The 22,784-nt window shown below is 72.1% G+C and carries 18 protein-coding genes; 2 read left to right on the top strand and 16 right to left on the bottom strand.

Annotated features, from left to right (window positions below; all coding sequences use genetic code 11):
- Window positions 1-29 precede the first annotated feature (29 nt).
- Both solA and ACUKCB_RS19835 read right to left on the bottom strand, forming a co-directional pair.
- Window positions 30-1,241 carry an N-methyl-L-tryptophan oxidase gene (gene solA / locus ACUKCB_RS19840; RefSeq protein WP_473037099.1) on the bottom strand — a complete coding sequence of 404 codons (1,212 nt, stop codon included), beginning with the start codon at window positions 1,239-1,241 and terminating at the stop codon, window positions 30-32.
- 4 nt (window positions 1,242-1,245) lie between these two features.
- Window positions 1,246-1,617 carry a hypothetical protein gene (locus ACUKCB_RS19835; protein WP_191276415.1) on the bottom strand — a complete coding sequence of 124 codons (372 nt, stop codon included), beginning with the start codon at window positions 1,615-1,617 and terminating at the stop codon, window positions 1,246-1,248.
- A gap of 584 nt (window positions 1,618-2,201) precedes the next feature.
- Here ACUKCB_RS19835 and ACUKCB_RS19830 point away from each other — a divergent pair.
- A complete protein-coding gene (locus ACUKCB_RS19830; RefSeq protein ID WP_473037098.1) occupies window positions 2,202-3,485 on the top strand; it encodes an MFS transporter in 1,284 nt (427 codons plus the stop codon).
- Window positions 3,486-3,611: 126 nt separating this feature from the next.
- Here the strand turns inward: ACUKCB_RS19830 and ACUKCB_RS19825 are convergent, their stop codons facing one another.
- From ACUKCB_RS19825 to ACUKCB_RS19765, 13 genes are all read right to left on the bottom strand, one after another.
- Window positions 3,612-3,734 carry a hypothetical protein gene (locus ACUKCB_RS19825; protein WP_473037097.1) on the bottom strand — a complete coding sequence of 41 codons (123 nt, stop codon included), beginning with the start codon at window positions 3,732-3,734 and terminating at the stop codon, window positions 3,612-3,614.
- A 550-nt stretch (window positions 3,735-4,284) separates the two neighbouring features.
- Window positions 4,285-6,102 (bottom strand): acyl-CoA dehydrogenase, encoded by a 1,818-nt coding sequence (locus tag ACUKCB_RS19820; RefSeq protein WP_473037095.1) that lies wholly within the window; start codon window positions 6,100-6,102, stop codon window positions 4,285-4,287.
- A 309-nt stretch (window positions 6,103-6,411) separates the two neighbouring features.
- Complete coding sequence (locus ACUKCB_RS19815; protein WP_473037094.1) at window positions 6,412-8,226, bottom strand: thiopeptide-type bacteriocin biosynthesis protein; 1,815 nt, start codon at window positions 8,224-8,226, stop codon at window positions 6,412-6,414.
- The gene (locus ACUKCB_RS19810; RefSeq protein ID WP_473037093.1) at window positions 8,223-9,641 is read right to left on the bottom strand and encodes a hypothetical protein; all 1,419 of its coding nucleotides are present in this window, start codon (window positions 9,639-9,641) and stop codon (window positions 8,223-8,225) included. Before ACUKCB_RS19810 ends, ACUKCB_RS19815 begins: the two co-directional genes overlap by 4 nt.
- 104 nt (window positions 9,642-9,745) lie before the next feature.
- The gene (locus tag ACUKCB_RS19805; RefSeq protein WP_473037092.1) at window positions 9,746-11,563 is read right to left on the bottom strand and encodes a YcaO-like family protein; all 1,818 of its coding nucleotides are present in this window, start codon (window positions 11,561-11,563) and stop codon (window positions 9,746-9,748) included.
- A complete protein-coding gene (locus ACUKCB_RS19800; RefSeq protein WP_473037091.1) occupies window positions 11,554-13,377 on the bottom strand; it encodes a hypothetical protein in 1,824 nt (607 codons plus the stop codon). The genes ACUKCB_RS19805 and ACUKCB_RS19800 overlap by 10 nt, the downstream gene beginning before the upstream one ends.
- Window positions 13,370-14,518 (bottom strand): hypothetical protein, encoded by a 1,149-nt coding sequence (locus ACUKCB_RS19795; RefSeq protein WP_473037090.1) that lies wholly within the window; start codon window positions 14,516-14,518, stop codon window positions 13,370-13,372. Before ACUKCB_RS19795 ends, ACUKCB_RS19800 begins: the two co-directional genes overlap by 8 nt.
- Window positions 14,519-14,522: 4 nt before the next feature.
- Entirely contained in the window at window positions 14,523-17,255 is a 2,733-nt protein-coding gene (locus ACUKCB_RS19790) for a lantibiotic dehydratase (protein WP_473037089.1), read from the bottom strand.
- Window positions 17,252-18,133, bottom strand: coding sequence for an ABC transporter permease (locus ACUKCB_RS19785; RefSeq protein WP_473037088.1), 882 nt, complete (start codon window positions 18,131-18,133; stop codon window positions 17,252-17,254). The genes ACUKCB_RS19790 and ACUKCB_RS19785 overlap by 4 nt, the downstream gene beginning before the upstream one ends.
- Window positions 18,130-19,107, bottom strand: a complete 978-nt coding sequence (locus tag ACUKCB_RS19780) for an ABC transporter ATP-binding protein (RefSeq protein ID WP_473037087.1) — start codon at window positions 19,105-19,107, stop codon at window positions 18,130-18,132. The genes ACUKCB_RS19785 and ACUKCB_RS19780 overlap by 4 nt, the downstream gene beginning before the upstream one ends.
- 81 nt (window positions 19,108-19,188) lie before the next feature.
- Window positions 19,189-19,371 (bottom strand): thiazolylpeptide-type bacteriocin, encoded by a 183-nt coding sequence (locus ACUKCB_RS19775; RefSeq protein WP_452540436.1) that lies wholly within the window; start codon window positions 19,369-19,371, stop codon window positions 19,189-19,191.
- 181 nt (window positions 19,372-19,552) lie between these two features.
- Window positions 19,553-19,735 carry a thiazolylpeptide-type bacteriocin gene (locus ACUKCB_RS19770; protein WP_191275675.1) on the bottom strand — a complete coding sequence of 61 codons (183 nt, stop codon included), beginning with the start codon at window positions 19,733-19,735 and terminating at the stop codon, window positions 19,553-19,555.
- A gap of 247 nt (window positions 19,736-19,982) precedes the next feature.
- Window positions 19,983-20,816 carry an aldo/keto reductase gene (locus ACUKCB_RS19765; RefSeq protein ID WP_473037086.1) on the bottom strand — a complete coding sequence of 278 codons (834 nt, stop codon included), beginning with the start codon at window positions 20,814-20,816 and terminating at the stop codon, window positions 19,983-19,985.
- Window positions 20,817-21,010: 194 nt separating this feature from the next.
- Between ACUKCB_RS19765 and ACUKCB_RS19760 the strand changes: the two genes are divergently transcribed.
- Window positions 21,011-21,613 carry a suppressor of fused domain protein gene (locus ACUKCB_RS19760; RefSeq protein ID WP_473037085.1) on the top strand — a complete coding sequence of 201 codons (603 nt, stop codon included), beginning with the start codon at window positions 21,011-21,013 and terminating at the stop codon, window positions 21,611-21,613.
- 298 nt (window positions 21,614-21,911) lie between these two features.
- Here the strand turns inward: ACUKCB_RS19760 and ACUKCB_RS19755 are convergent, their stop codons facing one another.
- The gene (locus tag ACUKCB_RS19755; RefSeq protein WP_452540456.1) at window positions 21,912-22,448 is read right to left on the bottom strand and encodes a GntR family transcriptional regulator; all 537 of its coding nucleotides are present in this window, start codon (window positions 22,446-22,448) and stop codon (window positions 21,912-21,914) included.
- Window positions 22,449-22,784: the final 336 nt, after the last annotated feature.

Genomic DNA, 22,784 nt, shown 5'->3' with positions numbered 1-22,784 from the left:
GGCGATAGGGGTGGTGTGAGCGGCGGACCTCAGAGGTGCGCGGGAGGGGAGTCCCAGCGGTGCGGGTCGAACATACCGACGGGCAGGTCCGTGCGGCCGTCCCGGGCCAGGTCGGCCAGGGCCCGGCCGACCGCCGACGCGAACTTGAAGCCGTGCCCGGAGAAGCCCCCGGCCAGGATCAGACCGGGCAGTTCGTTCCGGTGCCCGATGAGGAAGTGCTCGTCCGGGGTCATGGTGTACATGCAGGACGCCATGCGGTCGGGCAGCGGAGCGACACCGCGCAGACCCGCCGCCAGTGCGCCCAGGCGGCGCGCGTCGGCCTCGTCCGGTGGACGCGGTCCGGGGCCGGGGTCGACGGGTTCGCCCCACTGGGAGCCGGCGGGCCGGGTGGTGCCAGCTCTGACCTCGGGCGGTTCGGCGTGCACGCCGATCTTCACGGTACGGCCGCCGTCCATGCTGGGGAAGCCGTACCAGAGGGCGCCGTCGGGTTCCTCGCGGGCGAAGACGGGTTCGGGGGCCGAGGGTTCACGGGCGGGTTCGGTGAGGCGGAACCAGCCGAGCACACGGCGCTCCACCCGGATGCCGCCACCCAGGCGGGCGGTTCCCGGCAGGAGCCCGGGGAGCCAGGCCCCGGCGGTGACGATGACGCGCCGGGCACGGATCTCGGTGTCGCCGACCCGTACGCGGGGGTGGCCCGGGTCGGGTTCGATCCGGGTGACGGCACGACCGGTCCACACCCGGGCGCCGGCCAGGCGGGCCAGGCGGACGGCGGCGAGGATCGAGGCTTCGGGCAGGACCGCGCCGGCGTCCGCCTCGAAGACGCCCACCTCGCCGGTGCGTACGGCGTGTCGGGGGTGGTGTTCGGCGAGTTCCTCGGCGGAGAGGCGTTCGTGGGCCAGGCCGTGGTGTTCGGCGGCGGCGACGGAGCCACGGATTACGCCGGAGTCGGGTCCGCCGAGCATCAGGGCGCCGGAGCGCACCACGAGCCGGGACCCGGAGGCCTGCTCGAGTTCGTCCCAGGCGCGCCAGGCGGCCTGCACGAACGGGACGTACTCGGCGCCTTCCAGGTAGGCGGTCCGGATGATCCGGGACTCGCCGTGGCTGGAGCCCCGGTCGTGTCCGGGGGAGAACTGTTCGACCCCGATCGCGTCGACACCCTCACGCGCGAGGTGCCACAGGGCCTGGGAGCCCATCGCACCCAGGCCGACCACGACGGTGTCGGTCTCGACGCGCGCGGTCAACGGGTCAGGCGGCGACCGGCTGGCGGTGCGTGTAGTAGTGCGCGGGCTCCGGAACCTGGGCGAACGGGTTCAGAAGGGCGGCGGCACCGACCGGGTCGCTGGCGGGGTGCGACATCGTGCCGCCCTGGAAGAGGTCGTTCCAGAAGAAGCGGCCGTCCCGGCACCAGACGTTGACGTCGCGCATCACGGAGGCGACGGCCATCTCGGAGGAGCCGGACCAGTACAAGGGGCGGGAGGCCACTGAGGCGAGCTCGCCCAGCAGCGCCGTGATCGCGCGCTCGGCGCAGAAGGCGTGCCGGGGCTTGTGCTTGATTCGCCTGGCGAGGGCCGACTTCGCCCGGGAGGCCCGGGGGTTGTTCAGGCGCCAGTGACTCAAGGTCGTCTCCAGTGTGTGTCGGGGTACCGCGGGTGTGCTGACCGTGTGTGCTTGTTGCGGCCACGTCGCCGCGGTTCGAGTTCGGTCCGCCACGTCCAACCGGAGTTGGCGACCTCTCTCCGCGAAGTTGGTGAGGCGTGAACGATGTCGTTACCTCGTAGTTATCCTTCGCGCTCCGGATGCTAGCAGCAACTGACCCCCCGTAGTCGAGGCTTCTAAGAGTGACGCATCTCACATCTAACGAATGGGCATCGACCTGTTTGGGGATGGAACCTGCAGTTCAAGAGGCCGTTTTCGAACATCAGTATGCGTTTCTTTTTCGTGATAAAGGGACTCTAGTCCCGTGCTGGCTGTCGTGAGACTCACCCGTTTTCGGCACCCATCGCGCATCGTGAGTGACTCGTAGTGACTTTCCGCAGGTTGTCGGGTCTTTGCCCGTCTGGGAGGAGTTCTTGTCGGAGCCGCACCCGCTGCCGCCGCGGGGATTCCCGGCCGCTTTGCGTTCCTGGTCACCCCGGTGTACTGGGCATTCAACGTTCTGGAGGACACTGGAAGACGGGTCGAACCAGGGGAGAAGCTGCGAAGTGACACAGACCGAGACATCCGGTGACAGGACGCCCGTGAGCGGCGGGTCCTCCGCGGAGCCGGCGGGCGGCGCCCGCGCCTGGCTGGTGTGGGGCGTGGCGGTGGGCGGCTACTTCCTCGCCATGCTGCACCGCAACGGGCTGGGCGTCGCGGCGTTGGAGGCCCAGAGCAGGTTCGACGTGGGACCCGCGCTGCTGTCGCTGCTGCCCATGCTCCAGCTCCTCGTGTACGTCCTCCTCCAGGTGCCCGCCGGACTGCTCGCCGACCGGCTCGGTCCCCGGTACACCCTGGTCATGGGCATGGTCGCGATGGCCCTCGGTTCGTGCCTGTTCGCGCTCGCCCCGGGGATCGAGGTGGCCGTCGCGGGGCGGTTCCTGATCGGTCTCGGCGACGCGCTCGTGTTCCTCAACGTCATCCGGCTCGCCGCCCTGTGGTTTCCGCGTGCGCGGTACGCGCTGGTCAGTGGGTTGACCGGTGTGGTCGGCGGTACCGGCCAGGTGGCCAGCGCGGCCCCGCTGGCCTGGGCGCTCGGCGGGGTCGGCTGGGTGGCGGCCTTCCTCGCCACCACCGGCCTGACCGTCCTGATGGCCCTCCTCGTGCTCCTGGTGGTGCGTGACCGCCCCGCAGGCGCCGCGGGGCGCTCCACCGTCGCCGACCCCATATCCGTCTGGGCGGCGCTCAGGGAGGCGCTGAGGGCGGACGGGCCCCGGATCGGCATGGCGCACCATGCGGCCGTCATGGCGCCGTTCACGATGATGATGGTGCTCTGGGGCTACCCCTTCCTCGTGGGCGGCCTGGGGCTGTCCGAGGGCACCGCCGCGCTCACCCTCACCGGGTTGGCGGCCGGGGCCCTGTGGATGGCCCCCGTCGCGGGGCTGCTGATCGGCCGCCGGCCGGGGGTGCGGGTGTACTTCGCCCTGGTGCTCGGTGGATCCCTGAGTCTGGGGTGGCTCCTGCTGGTCCTGTGGCCGGACGGGGCTCCGGTGCCCCTGGGGGTCACCGTGCTGGCGGTGAGCGCGCTCGGTCAGACCATGGCGCCCACGATCTCCTTCGACTTCGCCCGCGACGGCATCCCCGCGAGCCGTACCGGCGTCGCCTCCGGCCTGGTCAACATGAGCGGCTTCACCACCGCCGTGGTGTGCACGGTGGCGGCCGGGGCCGTCCTCCAGGCACTGCCGGACGAACCCGCCTCCTACCAGTGGGCGTTCCTCCCGATGGCCCTCACGACCACCCTGTCCACCTGCGTGCTCGCCGTGTTCATCAGGCGCCGCACCCGGAACTGAGACAGGGTCGACGGGCGGGGCCGTCCCCGAAGCCACCCGCTCAGGGACCCCGGGGCGCAGTGCGTGCGGGGAAGTCATCAGGACGGAACGGCCCCGGCTGCCCGCCGGGGCCGTTTTCCCGGGCGGTCAGAACTGGTCGCTGTCGACAGCCTGGCCGATGGGGAAGGTGTGTCGGGACGCGGCGCAGATCGTTTCGAGGGCGTGGATCGGAATGTCCTCGGTGGAGTAGCTGACCCTGAGTACCTGCACGACCCACTCTCCCGGCACCTCAAGCAGGTCGGCCTCGTAAGGGGTGGCGGGGCGTGCGGTCGGGGCGGTCGGGGGCCTGCCCCTTTCGAGGGCCTGACGGCCCCGGGGGACCAGCAGCGGGGGCGGGTCGCGGGCGGTCGCTGAGGGGGCAGCCCCGAGCCCGCGGCGCCCGAAACCTGTTCAGCAGGGTGTCCGCTGCTTCCGAAACCCACTAATCCACGGTGATCTTGCTACCAGGGGCAACTTCGGCGCCGAAGTTGCCCCTGGTAGCAAGATCACCGTGAAAAAAGGGGCCTGAACCCGACCGGGCGGACAGAAGGGCAGCAGAGGAACTGGGCCACAGGTGTCAACCGCACCCGCGCAGCCCACTCCACCCCAGGGGTCTTGACCCTGTGCCTCCACCCTGCCCCACCCCCACAGAACGCCCGAGGGGCGGGACGAACGAATCGTCCCGCCCCTCGGCGGTGGTTCAGTACCTCGCACTGTCCTGCACTGCACTCGCGCTACCTCGCGCGACCCCGCGCTGGTGCCTCGGGGTACTCGGGAAGACCTAGAAGGCCTCCTCGGGAACCTCCATGAGGCCCAGGTTCACGTTCTGGGCCACCTTCAGCTCGGACTCCACGCGCGGCAGGAACTGCTCGGCGAAGAAGCGCGCGGCGGCGATCTTGCCGGTGTAGAAGTTCTTGTCGTCGTCGCCGGCGCCGTCGAGGCTGTTCAGCGCGATCTCGGCCTGGCGGAGCAGCAGCCAGGCAAGAACGACGTCACCGAAGGCGAAGAGCAGACGGACCGAGTTCAGGCCCACCTTGTACAGCTCGCGGGAGTCCTCGGCGGAGCCCATCGCGTGGCCGACCATGAGCTCGACGATCTTCTCGGTCTGGCCCAGGGCGGACAGCAGGAGCGCACGCTCCTCCTTGAGCTGGCCGTTGCCGGCGTCGCTCTCAGCGAAGGTCCGGATCTCGGCGGACAGCTTGCCGATGGCCTGGCCACCGTTCTTCACGATCTTGCGGAAGAAGAAGTCCTGGGCCTGGATCGCCGTGGTGCCCTCGTAGAGGGTGTCGATCTTGGCGTCCCGGATGTACTGCTCGATCGGGTACTCCTGCAGGAACCCGGAGCCGCCCAGGGTCTGCAGGGACTCGGCGAGCAGGTTGTAGGAACGCTCCGAACCCACACCCTTGACGATCGGCAGCAGGAGGTCGTTCATGGCCTCCAGCTCGGTGACGTCCTCACCCTTGGAGTGTGCGATCTGGATCGCGTCCTGGGTGGTGGCGGTGTAGAGGACCAGCGAACGCATGGCCTCCACGTACGCCTTCTGCGTCATGAGGCTGCGACGCACGTCCGGGTGGTGGGTGATGGTGACCTTCGGGGAGTTCTTCGCCCCGGCGAGGTCGTTGCCCTGCACGCGGTTCTTGGCGTACTCCAGGGCGTTCAGGTAACCCGTGGACAGGGTCGCGATCGCCTTCGTGCCGACCATCATCCGCGCGTACTCGATGATGAGGAACATCTGGCGGATGCCGTCGTGCTTGTCGCCGACGAGGTAACCGATGGCGGGGTGCTTGTCGCCGAAGGTCAGCTCACAGGTGGTGGAGGCCTTGAGGCCCATCTTGTGCTCGACGTTGGTGACGTAGGCGCCGTTGCGCTCACCGAGCGAGCCGTCCTCGTTGACCAGGTACTTCGGCACCAGGTAGAGCGAGAGGCCCTTGGTGCCGGGGCCGGCGCCCTCGGGGCGGGCCAGCACCAGGTGGAAGATGTTCTCGGTCATGTCCTGCTCGGCCGAGGTGATGAAGCGCTTCACACCCTCGATGTGCCAGGTGCCGTCGCCCTGGTCGGTGGCCTTGGTGCGGCCGGCGCCGACGTCCGAACCGGCGTCCGGCTCGGTCAGCACCATGGTGGCGCCCCAGCCGCGCTCGATGGCCATCTCGGCGAACTTCTTCTGCTGCTCGTTGCCCTCGGAGTGCAGGATGCTCGCGAAGCCGGGACCGGCCGAGTACATGTGGATGGAGGGGTTCGAGCCCAGGATCAGCTCGGCCGCGGACCACACCAGGGAGCGGGGGGCGCCGAGGCCGCCGAGCTCCTGGGGGAGGTCGAGGTTGTACCAGCCGGCGTCCATGTAGGCCTTGTAGGACTTCTTCAGGCTCTCGGGGATGGCGACGGTGTTGGTCTTGGGGTCGAAGACCGGGGGGTTGCGGTCCGCGTCCTCGAACGACTCCGCGACGACGCCCGTGGCGAGACGGTTGATCTCGTCCAGGATGGTGCGCGCGGTCTCCTCGTCCAGCTCCTCGAACGGGCCCTCGCCCAGTACGTCTTGGCGCTTGAACAGCTCAAAGAGGTTGAACTCGATGTCGCGCAGGTTGCTCTTGTAATGCGTCATGGACAGCTCCGCTGTGTCCCTGGCCGCGGTGTCTGTACACGCGGATCTACCGGCTAGTAACAAGTCAATGTTACTACTGAGTAGCCGCAGACGCCAGTGACGATAGACACTTGTGTCCTCCAGGCCATGCCGAAAGCGCGAAAGAGCTGTTCAGGGCGGTCTCCCCGGTGTCCCGGGCGGAAGTATGGCCGCGCTCCCATTCCCCTGGTGTCCCCGCTCTCCGGGGCCTGGTTCCGGGAGCGGTCCACGGCGCGGTGGTCCTGTCCCCGGTGCGGCCCCCGGCCGTCGAGGACCGCACTGCGAGCAGGATCACCGGTGATCGGCGGGTCCGGCCCCGATCGGAAACAGGGTGAGCACCGTCCGGTCCACCCCGTCCAGGTGCAGCAGCGCGTTGGCCGCGTCGTCGGCGAACCCCGACACCACCAGGGACCGCAGCCCCAGCGCCGCCGCGCACAGTGACAGGTTCTGCGCCACGTGCCCGCACTCCTGGAACAGCAGCCGCAGCGCCCGCTGGCCGTACCCCTCGCGGAGCCGACCCAGGTCGCCCACCAGGAGCACCAGCGCCCCCACCGTCCCGGCCACTGCCCCGGGGTGCCCGTCGGCCTCCGCACGCAGGAACGGCGAGAGCTCGACCAGCCGGTCCACCCCCGTGGGGCCGTCCGCGCGCAGCAGCCGGTGCTCCTCGGCCCGGTAGCGGTAGGTGCCCGGTTCCAGTCCCCGCACGTGCCGGGCCACCACCCACACCTGGGTGGCGTAGGCCGCCCCTGGCGAGGGGTGGGTGCGTGGCGGCACCCGGTGCCCGGGCCGCCCTTCCCCGCCGGACCCGACAAGCCGGCCGTTTCCTCCGGCACCACCGTGCTCTTCCGCGCCACCGTGCTCTTCGGCACCACCGGGCCCTCCGCCACCACCGTGCCCTCCGGCACGGCTGCGGCTGACCCCGGCCCCGTGCCCGAGCAGCGCCGACAGCTCGTCCAGACCCAGCCGGGAACCGTAGTCGCCGTGCCAGCTCGCCCGCTCTGCGAGCGCCCCGCCCAGCGGCGCGGTGAGCGGAGCGGGCTCGGGGAGGGCTACCAGCGGAGCCCCGGCGGCCTCCGGCCGGACCCTCTCCGCGGGTACCGGCCGCGGCAGGTGGGCGCCGCCGATGGTGTCCGGAAGGTACTTGCTGGCCTCGGCGTACACCCGGTCCGGGGCGCCCACCCCGGGCTCGAAGTAGTCGCCCGGCGGCTCCCAGCGGGGGTAGCACAGCGACAGCAGCCAGGCCACCCGGCGTTCGTCGTCGATGTCCAGCCCGAGCCGGTTGTGCGTCATGTGCAGCAGCGACCACACGATCCGGTCCAGGCCGTTGGTCAACCCCTCCTCGGCGCCGATCTCCCGCAGCCGCCCCACCGCCCCCCGCAGCCCGCGGTCCCACAGGTGGTGGGTGGACGATCCCTCGCCCGCCACCAGCCGTTCCACCCGGGGCCGCCGCTGCAACCACCGCGAGGGCGCCGAGTGGAAGAGCCGTTCCGCCTCGGCCCTCGCCCGGCTCCCGCCACGGGCGACCTCGGCCGAGTAGTCCCAGGTGGCGTAGTACCCGCGGGCCTGCCGGACGGCCTCCACGTCGTCGAACCCGAGCACCCCGAACGCCAGCGCGGTCAGGTCGGCGGCCACCACCTGCCGCTGGTGCGGCTCGGGCGCCGAACGCAGTACGGCGAGCGCGATCCGGGTGCTCACGGCGAAGAAGTCCTCGCAGACCTCCAGGGCGCGCGGGCCGCCGTACCGCTCGGTCTCGGGTTCGTACACCGCCTTCAGTACGGCGCCGTCGGCGTACCAGTGCTCCGGGTCCGCCTCGGGCAGGTCCGCGTAGTAGGCGTCGCTGTCCAGGGCCAGCGCGGAGGCCGAGGTTTTTTCGGCCAGGGCGCGCATCCGCTCGGCGAAATCCGCGACGGCCGCCGCGTCGGCGTTGAGGAACCGGGCCCGCAGGTGCGGGCCGCCGTCCCAGTAGCGCAGGTAGAACCAGTCCTCGGCGTGCCCGGCAGCGACCAGCTCCTCCGCGTGCGGGGCCAGGTGCTCCAGGAGGAAGGAGTCGATGTCCGTGCGGCTGCGGTGCAGGTACACGTACACGGCGGACCAGGTGCGGGTCATGGGATCTCCGGGGGGTCGGTGTCCGGGGCCGCGTCGACCGGGACGTCCAGGTAGGTGCCGCGTTCGGAGCGCACCCATAGTTGGTAGGCGGGGGTCTGCCCGGGTGCCAGGCCCAGAGCAGACCCCCAGTCCTCCTCCGAGTAGTTGCGCATCGGCCGTGCGCACAGCCCGGTGGCGGCGGCGCCGAGGCAGCCCCACTGGGCGATCCAGCCGAGCAGGGTGTGCAGGACGGTTTCGGCGTGCCGGGCGCCGTGGGCGCGGGCCCAGGCGGGGAAGTCCACGGCCAGGGTGTACCCGAGGGTGGCGGAGAAGTTGCTCTCCCCGGTGCGCGGGGCCGCGCGTGCGGGCCCCTCTGAGCCGTCCGCGCGGAGCTCGCGCACGGACCGCTCGTCCACCCGGTCACCCTCCAGCACGTGCCGGTACAGCCGCAGGGCGTCCGGTTCGGGGAGGGACCCGTGAACCGCGGCGAACGCCTCGGCCAGCCCCGCGGTCACCGCCGAACCCCTCTCCGGGCTCACGTACGCGCTCGTCACCAGGTTTGCCGTGGAGACCCCGCTGGTCCGCTCGTCCAGCCACCCGCGGAGGGAGCGGCCCGCGGGGGAGACGGCGGCCGCCACCCGCGCAGTGGCTTCGGGCGCGATGCCCGCCGCCCCGGCCGGGCCGGTGGTGATCGCGGCGACGGGGGTCATGCCCTCGGGGAGCAGCGGGGCGGCCTCCGCGCAGGCCCGGTGAGTCGGGTCCGGGTGGGTCCGGGGGTTGAGCCCGGCCCGGGTCAGGGTCAGACCGAGGGTCGCCAGCAGGTGGCCCCCTTCCAACCGGGCCAGGGAGGAACGCAGCCTGCCGTACTCGGGCGGGTACCGGTGGCGGTCCACCGCCACCACCAGGCGGGCCTCGGACAGAACCCCTTCCCGTTCCAGGTCCAGTTCCAGGTCCGGCAGCGCCTCGGCGCCCCCGACCGGTTGGAGCGCGTGCGACTGCGGGTCCACCCGCAGGCACCACCGGCCCCCCTCGCGGGGTAGTAGGAACAGGTCCGCCCCGAACAGGCCCCTCGGCGAGGGGTAGGCGCGGTGCACCGGGTACCGGTCGGCCGCCGAGATCCGGCGCACCCGTACCGCCTCCACACACGCGGCGAGCAGGCGCTGCGCTGGTGACCACGGTCCGCCCAGAGCGGGGACGGCGGCGTCGAGGGCGCGCAGCGGGGCCAGGACCGGCAGGGGCGGTCGGACCTGCCCCGGGGTGGGCCCGGCCAGGCCGTTGGACAGGCCCTCACCGAAGAACAGCGTCTCGACCCCGGCCACGTCCTTGCCGTACGACTGGGCGTGGAAGTGCGCGAGCGCGTCCTTCAGCCCGCCCATCGGAGCCCCGTCCTCCCGGCCCTCGTCGCCCGAAGCCCCGTCGCCCGAAGCCCTGTCCACCGAAGGCTCGTTGTCCGGAGCCCTGCTCCCCGGGGCTCCGTTTCCTGGAACTCCGTTTCCTGGGGCACCGGCCCCCCGAGGTCGGCCGCCCGGGGTTCGTCCGGTCACGGGAACGGGTGCGGTACCGGGTACGTCGTGCCGGGCGTCCCCCATGGAACTCCTCCCTCGAACAGCTCGGATGCGCGGGTCAGCCGCTCCAGCGAGCGGGTCCGGCGGTGGGTGTGGCCGAAGGTCATCGGCAGGGCCCCGGGGACGATCACCTTGACCGAGCGGGTACCGGACGCCTCCGTGTACGGCGCGCTGCTCTGGTCCACGACCACCACGTCGAGCCCGAGCCCGTGCACGGCCGCCAACCGTTCGCGCAGCACCGAGGCGAGGTCGGTCCCGGCGAAGGAGGACGGCCGGCCGGCGGTGAACTCCCCCATGCCCACGCTGCCGCCGGGGTGTTCCAGGAACTCCCACAGGGGCCGGGCCTCCCACAGACCGTGCATGCCGGTGTGGTCCTCCAGGGTGCGGACGAGGGTGAAGTCGTCGAGCATGGGGCGGCACCGCTCCACCGACACCGAAGGCCGCATCCGCACCCACTTGGGGTACATCAGCGCGTTGGTCGCGGTCTCCTCGACCGCGGCCATCAGTGCGCGGCGCGGGTCCAGGTGAGTCCCGGTGGCCAGACTGAGCGCGGGCGCCCGGTCCTCGCGGACGGCCTCTTCGGGCGCGGTCACCACGGCCATGACGGTCGGCACCCCCAGGTCGCTGGTGAGGTCGTACAGCCGCAGGCGGAGCCCCCGCTCGGTCAGCAGGTCCGCAAGGTGCAGCAGATCCGGGTCGTCGGCCCCCTCGATCAGGCGCAACCGGGTGCGCGAGTACCAGGCGAGCAGGAAGGCGTCCCGCTCCACCACCTCGAACAGGCCGTACAGGACGGCCTCCGCCGGCGTTCCTCCCACGGCGCAGCCGTTGGAGGACTCGTACAGGAACCGTTCCCGGGCGCGGCCCGCGTGCCAGTACGCGACGTGCTCGGGGACCAGGACGCGGCGCCGTTCCCGCGTCGACCACCCCCACACCCAGGTGGTGGGCGTGTGCGGGGTGTAGGGGACGGGCTCGAACGCGGGGTGCCCGTACCACTCGGGTTCGTGCAGGCCCAGGTCGGCGGGGTCGACGGCGTCCTCGGCCACCTCCGCGTACGAGCCGTGCACCGTGGCCGCGCCGGACAGGCGCCTGCCTCCGGTCACCCGTTCCACGCCCTCGAGGAAGGCGGGCACCTCGCTGGCGGTGAAGCGGGTGGAGCGCCCGTAGCCGCCCTCCCGCACCGCGCGCCCGGGGGCGACGGTCTCGCAGGTCGTCAGGGCCAGGGGCGACTCCTCGTCCCGGTAGACGTGGGCGACGGGCCCGAACCTGAAGTCGAGCAGCCGCTCCCGCAGGCCGAGCCGGTCCACGGCACGGGTGCGCAGGGCGTCGCCGACGACCGGCTGGGCGGTGTCCAGGTCCGGGCCGCGGCTCCCAGTGGCATCTCCGGCCGGACCATCGAGGGTGTCCGCTGCCGCGAGCCCCCGGCCGCCGGGGAAGCAGTGGCCGCAGTCCGGGTGGGGGACGAAGCGGTGCCGGGTCACCTCGCCGGTGCGGCAGTCCAGGGCGAGCAGGCACAGGCGCAGGACGGCGGGGTCGGTGGCGCCGACCAGCTCGGCGAACACGTCCGCCCAGAGGTCGAAGAGACCGGCCGGTGCGGACCGGTCGGGGGACGTCTCCCCCTCCACGTCGGTGCGCCAGAGCCCGGCACATCGCGAGCAGCCCGGCGACCCGTCCGGAGTCCACGGGCCCAGGACGGCCAGGGCACCGCTCATCGCGGTGTGCAGGACCCCGTCCGACACGGCCACCGCACGCGGGTCCTCCAGGGTCGCGCCCACGGGGGACGGGTTCAGATCCATACGGCCACCGCCGAGTGCACCCCGCGGGAGCGCCAGTACCCGGCCCCGCCCGGCGCGGACACCCGCACCGCTCCGGTGCCGAGGGCCCACCGGGTGAGCGACGAGGTCACCGCCTCCGTACCGGTTCCCGACCGCGCCAGGGCGGCGCGGGGCGCCTCCTCGGCGAGCCGGACCGCCGCGACCGCCCGGAGCAGTGCCTCCCGGACGCAGGCGTCGGGGTCGGGGGAGACACTGGCCCCGAGGACGGTGCCGGCCCCGAGGTCCGTGCCGACGGGGTTCGCGCCGTCGAGGTCCGCGCCGTCGGCCGGGACCACCCGGGCCCGCAGCAGCCCGGTTCCGTCCAGCTCCTGGAGGGTCAGTTCGGCAGGCACACCGCACCGCAGGGTGAGGGCGGTCCACATCCGGCGGGCGGTGGGCGACAGGACCGGGGGTTCGACGTCCTTCCAACCGTCCTCCCCGTGGTTCAGGAGGAGGTCGCCCACGGCCGCGCCGATCGCGGCCGACGGCGTCAGACCCAGTCCGAGTCCGGCGGCTCCGACCCCGGCGGGGTCGTCGCCCACGGCCGCCGGGCTGCGCCAGACCACCTCGTGCAGGGCGTTGACCAGGGCGTCCTCTCTGGCCTGGGCGGTGGTGAACCCGCATCCGGCGCGGTCGCCGGACAGGGCCAACCCCACCGGGAGCTGGGGCAGGTCCCCGGGGGCCGGTTCGGTGAGGGGGCCGAACACGCGGTCCCACAGGTGGGTGAGCGCGTCCAGGCGGTCGGGGACCACCAGGGGGTCCGGTTCCGCCCCGGGGCCCGACCCGGGGTTCGCCTCGGGGACGGCCGTGCCGGTGAACGGCGGTTCCGGGGCGGGCAGCGCGCTGGGCGCCGTCGGATCCAGCGGCTCCGGGACGAGGAGGGTGTGCGGTTCGCTGACCAGCTCGTCCGTGGTCACCATGAACTCGGGGTCCGGCTCGGCGGCGTCCGCGCCGTCATCCTCGACGCTCCGCGCCACGTGCGCGACCAGGGCCAGCGCCAACTGGGCGGCGACCAGGGCCCGGGTGATCCGCAGGGCGGCCTCGTCCGGCTCGTGGTACGTCGGGTCGGGTTCGCGCCGGTCGAGCCAGGCGCGCAACCTCCCCGACAGGTCCGGGGTGCCCGGAAGGTTGCGCGGCCCGGTCAGCCAGAGCCCGCCGTCCGCGGCGACCACGTGCTCGGACTCTTCACCGGGCGCTCCGTCGGGAGCCCCGTCGGCTTCCCCACCGGTTACTCCGTCCGGTACGCGGATCCGGGCGGTCAGCAGCACCGGCCCCCCCGGGCCGGGCCGGGTGTCGGCGTGCACCTCGCCGAACCCGGCCCGGGCCAGGGCGCGCCGGACCTGGGCCTCCAGCAGCGGGCACGCCGAACGCACCCGGACCGTGCTCGTGCGCAGCGCGGCCAGCGCGGCGTAGGGGCGGCGGGTCGCCGCCTCCAGGTGCGGGTAGGCGGCCCGTTCCGCTTCGGTGAGGGACGCGGGTTCGGGTTCGAGTTCGCGGAGGAAACCGTGTTCCTCCAGTTGGTCGAGGATGCCCGCCAGGAAGGGGCGCCCCTTCTCCGGGAAGCTCCCCAGTAGGGAGGGGCGGTCGAAACCGGCGCGCAGGGACGGCTCCAGGGCCCGCCACACGGCGTCGGCCCGGGACCCCCGGACGACGACGGCGGTGGCGCCCATGCTCAGCGCCACCCCCTCGGACGCCAGGGAACGGGCGCGGACGGCGCTCTTGAGACGCACCGGGGAAGGGGTTCCGGGCGGGGTGCCGGGGCCGGTGCCGGTCGGGGTCGCGGTGGTCTCAGGCATCGCCCACCCACGGAAGGGTCGGCCGGAGCTCCGGGTCGCTGCGCTGGTGGTCGACGACCCTGCGGACCGTCTCCTCCCAGCGCTCGCCCACCACCTCCTGGGCGGCCTCGGTGAACAGGTACGCCACCGAGTACCGCTGGATCGGGGTGACCCCCATCAGCGGCAGCAGGTCGAAGAAGCAGTTGATCAGGAACCGGAACGCCGCGAACCCGTACCCGTCGCCGAGCCGGGTGAAGTCGAGCTTGCGGAACTCCCGGTGGAAGTCGCTGTAGGAACGGTCGTCCGAGCCACTCCAGCGCACCCGCACGTCGTCCCCGAACCTCGCCGCCTGCTCCTGCCGTTCCGGGTGCGGGAACGGCAGGATGTGGTCCTGCCCGGCCAGGGCGACCGCCTCGGGCAGCCACCGGTCGACCCACTCGGCCCAGTCCAGGGCGAGGGGGTCCTCGCCCGTGCCCTCGTGCACCCCGCGCAGGGAGGCCACCAGCCCCTCCCGCTGCGCCAGGTAGGAGGCGGCCAGCTGTTCCTGTGCCCGCCCCTGCGGGTCCGACCAGTGGAAGTACTCCTTCCAGTGCGAGAGGAAGGCCTGGTAGCCCGATCTGAGCCCCCACTGGGGGTAGCGCGTCGCGATCGCGCCCATCCCGGCGAACACGTTCGCGAACACCGCCCGCTCGCCGCCGCGGCCGCCCGCCTGCCCGGCCACCCGGGAGAGCCCGTCGGTGAGCACCCGGCCCTTGAGCGCGACCGCCTCGGGACCGCGCAGGAACGTGTCGACCGGGTCGCCGACCAGCTTCCGGGTGGAGTTGTCCGGTTCGATCGGGGCGTAGGGGCTCTCCACCAGTTCCAGGCGCCCCATCCGCTGGGAGAACTCCTCGTACCGGGCGGGATCCAGCTGCCGTCGGGAGGGGTGCCGCCGCAGGAAGTCCCGGACCTCCTCCCGCGCCCCGGCCACCGCGGCCTCCACCGCGTCCGGGTCACCGTCCGCGTAGAGCACGCAGTGCGGTCCGCGCAGCCAGTGCAGATGCAGCCAGGCCGCGGTGACCCCCTCGCGGGCGAGGGCGGTGCGCGCCGCGGGCAGGAGGCAGTCGCCGAGCAGGGCGCTCTTGTCGCTGTCGTGGTAGTTGACTCTGAGTCCGACGGTCAAGGGGTCAGCCTCGCTTCGCCTGGGGGATCGGGGGGTTCGACGGACCGGGGTCGTCGGCATCGCCGTTGTCGGCGGGCCGGACGCGGGGGACCGTGGAGAGTTCGAGGAAGACCTCGCCGGCGTGCGAGCCCGCGGGCCCGTTCGTCACCGGGTGCTCCCGCGGGTGCGGGCGCAGCTCCTCCGCCATCAGCGTCGGGCCCAGGTGGGCCAGGCGTTTGGCGGCGGTCCCGGTGTGCAGCCTGCTCAGGAAGTCCACGTGCTGGGGCTTGGGCGCCATGGCGCGTTCCAGCGGACCGAGCCTGGCCCCCTGGAGCGGCCGGACGAACACCTCGTCCGGCAGGTCCCGGCGGGCGCGCTGGACGTTCACCCGCCGGTGCAGCTCGGCGGGGGACTCCCCGGGCCGGGCTGTGAACATGGACGCGTCCAGGCCCCACCTGCGCCGGAACAGGGTGAGGGAGCCGAAGCCGATCCTGGGCGTGCCGCCCTCGAAGCCCTGGCCGGTCCAGCGTTCGTGCAGGTCGATGGTGAGGTCGCCGAAGGAGAAGAACGGCGAGTCCGCGACCATCGCCACGAGCATCTCGTCGTAGGGCAGCGCGTGCGGCACCAGGAAACCGGTGTACACCGGGTCGATCTCCCGGCCGTCCCCGCGGACCAGGCGCAACCCGAGCGGGGTGTGCACCAGGGTGAGGTCACGGGTGGCGGGGCCGGGGAGCAGGGTGGGTTCGTCCCGCAGGGCCAGCTCCTTCTCGGCCAGCGCGGGCGACAGGTTGGCGTTGAACCCCAGCGCCGACCGCATGTGCACGGTGTCGGCGTCCTCCGGTCCGAGCCGCCGCACGTGTTCGGCCACCCGCTCCCGGACACCCGGCGGCAGTTGGCCGAGGAACCGGCTGAAGTACCGGGCCCGGCCGCCGTAGAGGTGGTTGACCACCAGCTCGTCGTCGGCCACCTGACCGAACACCGCGAAGGAGCGGCGGGCGGCGAACTCCCGGTCCGGCAGCATCGCCGCGACCTCGTCCACCGCCTCCGGGGCGACCTCCGCGTGCTCCCCGCCGGAGCGGCCCAGCTCCACCAGGTGGTCCACGGCTCGTCGCCGCGCGGCCAGGACCCGCAGGAGGTCCTCGTCCGCCCCGGCCAGCGCGGCGGGCTCACCGTCCATGAGCGCCTGTGTCAGGGGGAAGGCCGCCCTCGCGTGCTGGGCGAAACCCTCCAGGTCCGGGCAGCGCCCGCCCCGGCCGTACCGGGACACGAACACCTGCTCCAGCGCGCCCGAGAGCACCCGCTGGTCGTCCAGCGCGAACAGCAGGGGCATCAACCGGCCCAGGTCCGCCGACCACCGCCGGGTCCGGCCGCGCCCCACCGGGACGCCCCGCGACACCAGGCAGTCCTCCACCACCGGGGAGGTGGCCGACCCCGGAACTCCCACCGCCGCCGACCACAGCCGTTGCAGCCGGAGCACGTCCTCGGCGCGCCCGGCCCCGTCGGACTCGGCGAAACCGGACAGCACCTTCTCGGTGGCCTCGAAGGCCGTCGCCACCCGGGCCGCGGCCTCGCCCGGAAGCGAGCGGGCCAGCCGGTGCCAGTGGCGGGTGAAGTCGGGGGACTGTTCGGCCGCGGGCGACCAGGGGACCAGGACACCCGCGCCGATGAGCTGGTCCAGCACACCCATGGCCCGCTCGGCGCCGCAGCCCAGGTCGGCGGCGACCGCGTCGCGCAGCCCGTCCAACCGCACCGGCGCGGCCGCCTGTCTCTCCAGGACCGCCACCAGTCGGCCCCAGCTGCCGGTCAGGGGAAGCCGGACCTCCTCCTCGCCGAATGCCTCCGCGCGCAGCCCCGGGGAGGGCGGGGCCCAGCGGCGGCGGCGCACCACCAGCCGTTCGCCCCGGTCGTCGGTTTCGCGCCGGGCGCCCCCGGTGAGCACCCACTCCAGGCCCAGCCGGGCCTCGGGGTCGGCGGCCAGGGCCCGGGCGGCCTGCCGGGGCAGCAGGCGCCGCAGTTCGGCGTGCGAGGTGAGGCGGAACGGTTCGCCCCCGGCGTCCTCCCACGGGTCCGGCCCGTCTGTGTCCTCCAAAGGGGCGAAGTGCACGCCGGTGTGGAGCGAGTACGGGCTGACCTTCAGGGTCGACCGGGAGAAGTACCGCACCAGCGAGGCCTCGGCCTTGCGCATGCGCTTGTCCGGCTCTCCGGTGGCCACCGCCCGCGCGGCCACCGCCCGGTGCAGGTCGGGGCTGGACAGGGCGGTGGCCCGGTCGACCCCCGGGTCGCGCGCCCAGGCGGCCAGGACCGCGCGCTCCTCGCGCAGCGAGTCCCCGTGGGCGGCGTCCATGCGGGCAGCCGCGGCCCCGGTGGCCCGCCAACTGGCCACCCACCGCCGCAGCAGTGCGAGTTCGCGGGTGATCGGGTGCGAGTACAGGGACTCCCGGGGAGGGCGCCGGTTGAACACGGCGCGTTTGGCTGCCAGGGCCTCACGCCGGTAGGCGTCCTGGTGCGGGGTGCCCGACCCCAGTTCGGGGGCGGCCCGGTGCAGCTCGTCGAGGAGCTGCTCGCGCAACCGCTCCCGTTCGTGCTCCTCCCTGGCCAGGACGGTGACCAGTTCGCTGTCCACGGCGATGACCGCGTCCTCGGGGCGCAGCCACCGGTGCGGGTGGGGGTTCACCCGGGAGACCAGGTAGGGGCCCTCCACGACCTCGAAGGACCGAGCGGTCGGGGCCTGTGCGAGTTCTGACGACGGTGTGCTCAACCCTGCGCCCCCTCGGAGTCCCGGCGCCGGTTCCTGGCGGAGCCGAACCCGCGCGGCTCCCGCTCCGAGGCCCACCGGAACCAGCGCAGGGCCACCACGGTTCCCAGTAGCGACCAGGCCAGGAGCAACCACATCGACGGCCAGTCCCACACGGGACCGGACTCGGAGAGGGCGCCCTGGATGAGGACGGTCAGCGGTCGGCCCGGAAGCAGGTCCGTCACCGCGCTCACCGCGTCCCCCAACGGCAGGACGATGAACCCGCCCGCCAGGAACGCGGCCGGGAAGAAGATGCCGTTGACCATGGGTACGGCGGCGTCGGCGTTCGGCGGCAGCAGGGAGGCGGCCGCGCCCAGCGGCGCCATGCACACGAAGCCGAGCAGCAGCGCCGCCAGCAGTTGGGGCAGGCGCGTCGGGTCGACGGTCACCCCCATGCCCAGCAGTCCGATCGCGGTCACCACGCCCAGCACGATCACTGCGGTGAGCAGGGTGTTCACCAGGTACGCGCCCATTACCGTCGCGGGGCTGACCGGGGTGGTCCGGAAGCGCTTGAACAGCCCGTGGTGGCGGCGGATCGCCAGGCCGATCGCGACGTTGGCGAAGGCGACGGACATCAGCGCGAAGCCCAGGATGCCGCCGAAGCTCAGGTTGGCCTGCGTGATCCCGTGTTCGCCCACGAGCCGGATCTCGTCCGCCTGGGAGCGGAACGCCAACCCGAACCCCACGTAGAACATCACCGGCATGAGCACGATGAACGCCAGGGTGATGGGGGAGCGCCAGAACTCCTTGAGCTCACCGTCCACGTGCAGCCAGAAACTGCTCGGACGGCGGGTGCGCGGCGCGCGGCGGGCTGTTCCGGGGCCGGTTCCGGTGGTGCTCATTCGCTCTTCCCCGCTCCCAGCGCGCCGTTCTCCGCGGCACCGCTCTCGCCTGTTCCGTGTGCTCCCGGGGCGCGGCCCCCGGAACCGTTCTCGATCATGGCCACGTAGGCGTCGTCCAGGGTGGGCGGCACGATCGTCAGGCCGGTGATCCGCGTCCCCTCGTCCTCGGCCCACGCCCGCACGCGTTCGACCACGGAGTCCTGGTCGTCGGTGAGGATGCGCACGCGCCCGTTGACCAGCTCCGCCCCCTCGGGCAGGCGTCCGCCGACCCCCTCGGGTTCGGCGAACTCCACCACGGTGAACGCCGCCGAACCGCGCACGAGCTCGTCCGGGGTGCCGGAGGCGATGAATTCCCCGTCGCGGATGACGTCCACGCGGTCGGCGAGTTCCTGGACCTCGGTGAGGTCGTGCGAGGTCAGGACCACGGTTGTGCCGCTGTCGCGCAGCCCCGCCACCAGGGCGCGGATTCGGCGGCGCGAGACGGGGTCCAGCCCCGTGGTGGGCTCGTCCAGGAAGAGCAGCTCCGGTCGCCCGGTGAGTGCCAGGGCCAGGTCCAGGCGGCGGCGCTGGCCGTCGGAGAGCGACTTGACCAGGGCGGACCGCTTCTCGGTGAGCTCCACCTGTTCGAGGGCCTCGTCGACACCGAGCGGGTCCGGGTAGTAGGAGGCGTGGCGGCGCAGGATGTCGCGCACCGACAGGCCCGGCTCCAGCATGGTCTGTTGCAGGACCACGCTCATGCGGGTGCGGAGTTCGGCGAAGTCGCGGCGGTTGCCGGGGTCGAGCCCGAGCACCTCGACCCGTCCCGAGGTGCGACCCCGGTGGCCCTCCAGGATCTCGATCAGCGTCGTCTTGCCCGCCCCGTTGGGGCCGAGCAGTGCGGCGATCCGTCCGGTGGGCACTTGGTAGGAGATGCCGTGCAGCACCTCTCCCTTCCCGTAGTCCTTGGTGATGTCCGTGGCGTTGATCGCGTACACGTGCGGCCCTCGTGGTGCGTGTGCTGGGGGGATCGAGGCGTGGGGGCGGCCCCGGCGAGAGGGCCGCCCCCGGTCAGCGGGTCAGCCGCACGAACCCGACGAGCAGCAGCTGCTGGAGCCGCAGCACGAGGTGGAGGTGCAGGAGCTGGAACCGCTGGTGGCTCCGGTTTCGGGGACGGCGACCGCCTCGCGGACGCTCATCACCTCCATGTCGTCGAAGTCGAGGTCGGGGAGTTCGATCGTGGGGGATTCCTGGATCGCCATCGGGCACCTTCTTCTGGGTTTTTCAGGGGATTCGGGTGCTGAATGTTCGAGTGCACCCGGGAGGAATTCACGTATCGATCCGAAGACGCTGCGTGAATTCCGTTCGGGGGTTTGGGGATGGTGACTGGGGGGAAGCGTCCTTTTTCGGCGCTGGGGGTGGCGGGGTCCGCGGGGTCGGCGGTCAGCCGCAGGATCCGCCGGAGCAGCAGCTGCTGGAGCCGCAGCACGAGGTGGAGGTGCAGGAGCTGGAACCGCTGGTGGCTCCGGTCTCGGGGACGGCGACCGCCTCGCGGACGCTCATCACCTCCATGTCGTCGAAGTCGAGATCGGGCAGGTCGATCGCTGGCGCCGTCGAATGGGGCATTGTGGCCTCTTCGTTCGTATCTTCCATGCTGATCCCCCGGGCGGGAAAGAAAGTAACACGGAGTCGACCCAGGTCGATAGAGGTTGTATTGATCCTTTTCCTGGGTGTGGCCCCAGGTTCTCCCACGCGTCACGGGGGGAGAGCGTGAACCGGAGTGGGTCCCGGTTCCAGAAGGGGCCCGATGCCGAATGTGAAAGGCGCCTGATCCTGAATTGGTCCGACGTCTTCGGCCTTTCTCGCACCCGGGTCAGAGCAGTTCGAGCGGGGTGCGCCCCTCCGGCGGGGGGAACCGCTCGTTCAACACCCGCAGGTCCTCCTCGGTCAGACGCAGGTCCAGGGCGGCACGGTACTCCTCGACGTGCGCGAGCTTCGTGGCCTTGGGGATCGCGCACAGGCCCCCGCCCGCGAGGACCCAGGCGACGGCGACCCGCGCGGGGGAGGCGCCGTGGTCCTCGGCGACGCGCCGCAGCACCGGGTCGTCCAGCAGCCGCCCCTGCTCGATCGGGGAGTAGGCCATCACCGGTATCCCGTGGTCGCGGCACCACGGCAGGAGCTCGTACTCGGGGCCGCGCCGGGAGAGGTTGTAGAGGACCTGGTCGGTCGCACAGGCCTCACCGCCCGCCAGCGAACGGAGTTCGCGCATGTCGTCGGTGTCGAGGTTGCTCACCCCGAACTCCCCGATCTTCCCCGACTCCCACAGCTCGGTGAAGGCCTCCAGTGTCTGCTCCAGCGGCACCCCGCCCCGCCAGTGCAGCAAGTAGAGGTCGATGCGGTCGGTGCCCAGCCGACGCAGGCTCTGTTCACAGGCCCTGACGGCCCCCGCCCGGTCGGCGTGGTGCGGCAGGACCTTGCTGACCAGGAACACCTCGTCGCGGCGCCCCTCGATCGCCGCCCCCACCACCCGCTCCGCACCGCCGGAACCGTACATCTCGGCGGTGTCGATCAGCCCCGTCCCGAGGTCGAGCCCGTGCCGCAGCGCCGTCACCTCCTCCGCGTGGGCGGAGGGGTCCTCGCCCATGCCCCAGGTGCCCTGACCCAGTACCGGCAGCTCCCCGCCGGACGGTAGTCGCAGGTGTCTCATGGCCGTTCCCCTGTTCCTGTGATCCCGGGCGTCCCTGTGCTCCTCGACATCCCGGACCCCTATCCCTCACCACTTCACCCACACCCGAAACAGGGGACGCGGTGCCCCGGGGCCGGGAGAAGGGACCGGCGGCCCGGTGCCCGACGGCCGCATATCCTCTGAGGTGCACCGACCACGAACCTGGAGCGCGCACGATGCTGGAACTGCTGCCCGGACTCACCCAGATCTACGAGGGGTGGGCGCAGCACTACCCGGACGTGCAGCCGCTGACCGTCCAGTTCCCCGCCGGCGAGTCCGAGCAGGGGATCGACGGCGTGCTCGCCTACCCGATGGAGGGGCACTGGCTGCTCGTCACCTTCGGCCTCACCGAACTGGGGGAGAAGACCAGTGAGGAGAAGCGCGTCTCCGGCGCCGGGTTCGAGTTCACCTGCCGTGTCCCGCGCGAGGACGGCGACGAGACCGTGCCCGCGTGGATCCTCCGCGTCCTGCACGCCCTGTCCCGGCAGTACGTCGCCGGTGTGCAGCTGGACGTCGGCCACTGGATCATCACCCCCTCCCCCCTGGGCGGCGAGGAGTCCAACGGGGACATGACCTCACTCGCGATCGTCCCCGACGCGGACATGCGCATCCTGGACACCGACAACGGTCTGGTGCTGTTCTTCCAGGTCGTGGGACTCATGGCCGAGGAGGGCGAGTACGCCCAGGACGCCGACACGGTCGCCCCGATCGTGGCACTGCTGCGCGACCGCGACCCGAAGATGATCACCGACCCCAGGCGCGAGACCATCCGGCTCTAGTGTTCCCCGGCGGCTTCCCGCCCCTCTTTCCCCCGTGATCTTGCTACCAGAAGCAAGTTCGGCGCCGAAGTTGCCCCTGGTAGCAAGATCACGGGGGATGTAAGGGTTCACGGGGGTAGGGGTTCGGTGCCTTGGACCTGGCCGATGCTGGGTATCCGGAGCAGGCGTGCGCGACAGCTTTGGCGGCTCTTCCCGTCGTTCAGTGAGGCTCTTTCACAGATTCGGGATCGGGTCGCCAGATGAAGCAGGCGCCCCCGACCGGTGTCAGCGGTCGGGGGGCGCTGGCGGTTCGGTGGGCTCAGAACTGGTCGCTGCCGACTGCCTGGCCGATGGAGAAGGTGTGTCGAGATGCGGCGCAGATCGTCTCCAGGGCGTGGATCGGGGTGTCCTCGGTGGAGTAGCTGACCCGGAGCACCTGGACGACCCACTCGCCGGGGATCTCCAGGAGATCGGCTTCGTAGGGGGTGGCGGGGCGCGCGGTCAGGGTTTCCACGGCATGGCCGAAGCGGTACCCGAGGTCCTCGATGGCTGCCTGGAGTGTGGGGAGAACGAAGCCCTCGCCATCGAGCCGGGTGTTCTCGCCGACATCCAGGCGGAAGTACGAGGTCGAGATCCTGACCGGCACGCTGTTCGCCCAGAACATCTTGCGTCGGGCGATGATCGGAGCTCCCGGCGCGACCTGTAGGCCCTGGGCGACGTGCTCGTTCGCGGGCTCCTGGCCGACGAACAGCATTTTCCGCTCAGGGGTGAGCCCCTGCTGCCCGGCCTCGGTCAGGTAGAGCGACTTGGAACCGCGGGTGCTCGGCGGGGTCGGTAGCGCTCGCTGGACGAGCACCCGTGGTTGCTGGTCCGAGAGGGCCGGTCGGGGCTTTGTGGGCAGGTTCTTCGCCGCCCGCCTTCTTCATCTGGGACACGCGACCGGGGGATACGCCCAGGTGACGGGCGATGTCCTCCTGGCGCGTTCCACTCTGTTGCGCCTCGATGATGGCTCCCCTGCGGATGCGGGAAAGTTCGACGCTCTGGCCTTGCAAGCTGGTCATAGCGGCGGAAGCCGCGCGGGCTCTGTCTAGGGGGTCCGGTACGGCTGCGATGTCATGCAATGTCCTTGCGTCCAAGGCGAATCCTCACTTCGGGTACTCCACCAGAACTTTAGCCCCCCTATTGCGCTTGC

The sequence above is a fragment of the Nocardiopsis moroccensis genome (genome assembly GCF_055763695.1).
This window is presented reverse-complemented; position numbering and strand designations above follow the sequence as displayed.